The organism is Thalassospira sp. CH_XMU1420-2 (genome assembly GCF_037029325.1).
Lineage (GTDB): Bacteria > Pseudomonadota > Alphaproteobacteria > Rhodospirillales > Thalassospiraceae > Thalassospira > Thalassospira povalilytica.
The window spans coordinates 1-835 of record NZ_JAYMEG010000072.1 but is presented as its reverse complement, the minus strand read 5'-3'; the positions used below and the strand labels follow the sequence as shown (position 1 = coordinate 835).

2 protein-coding genes are annotated in these 835 nt (G+C 54.4%); both read right to left on the bottom strand.

Annotated elements, in window-relative coordinates; genetic code table 11:
* Window positions 1-439 (bottom strand): conjugal transfer protein TraF (gene traF, locus WA429_RS21345; RefSeq protein ID WP_336107927.1); only part of this gene is annotated, 439 nt, incomplete at its 3' end.
* 97 nt (window positions 440-536) lie between these two features.
* The coding region (locus WA429_RS21340; RefSeq protein WP_336107926.1) for a hypothetical protein at window positions 537-835 on the bottom strand (299 nt) is incomplete at its 5' end.

Sequence of the window (835 nt, the reverse complement as noted above, 5' to 3'; positions counted from 1 at the left end):
CAAGCTGCTGAATGATTGGTTGCGGGGCTTCGGCAATATCCTTGAGCGTCTCGGAAATGACCTGACGGACATGCACGCGTTCTGCTTTGTCCATCATCACGCGCTGAGCGCCGTAGTACGCTTCAACATTCTCGCGTGTTGGGTTGTCCAGAGCTTGGTTCAGAAGCCGGGGCATGTTGGCCTTCAACCATTCCGCAGACATTGGGGATGGACCCGACCCTTCGCTGTTGCTTGCAGCCGGAGGAGCTTCTCGTTCTGGAGTGCCCAACACCTGTGACGGTTGAGGCTCAAGCTCTTCCTTCTCAGGGACCGGTTCAGGATCATCGTAGAAGTGCCAGCCCGATGCAGGCCCTGGCGCCTTCGACACAGGATAGGTTTGGGCGGACGCTGAGGCATGGAGCGCCAGGACCGCAAGACTGGCAATAATACGTTTTTTCATGCAGCCACCTTAACGGTGCCTGCGCGCAGCAATGTGCCGGTTCGTTACGATATTTGTAACTTACCCGCATATTGCACATTTTCTTTCACTTGGCGGCTTACAAATCTTCGGCAATGCGAGCTGGCACAACCAACAGGTCCTGCGCTCGCGTCCCCGCCACGTAAAGCATGTTTATCTCTTCCGCTTGCGCTACTTCATCCGTATTAGTCCACTCCCCAGCTGTAATCTTCTCTGAGCGAGAGCTTTCCAACTCAAATGGCGTTCGAAAATCATCCAAAAGAACGACCTTCTTAACTTGTCGGCCCTTTGTCGAATGCGCTGTCCCAAAAACGACAGCTGCCCGGCGTGGGTCATTCACGGTGTTTGCCTCAACAGCTTTGGCCATGCTCCATACAT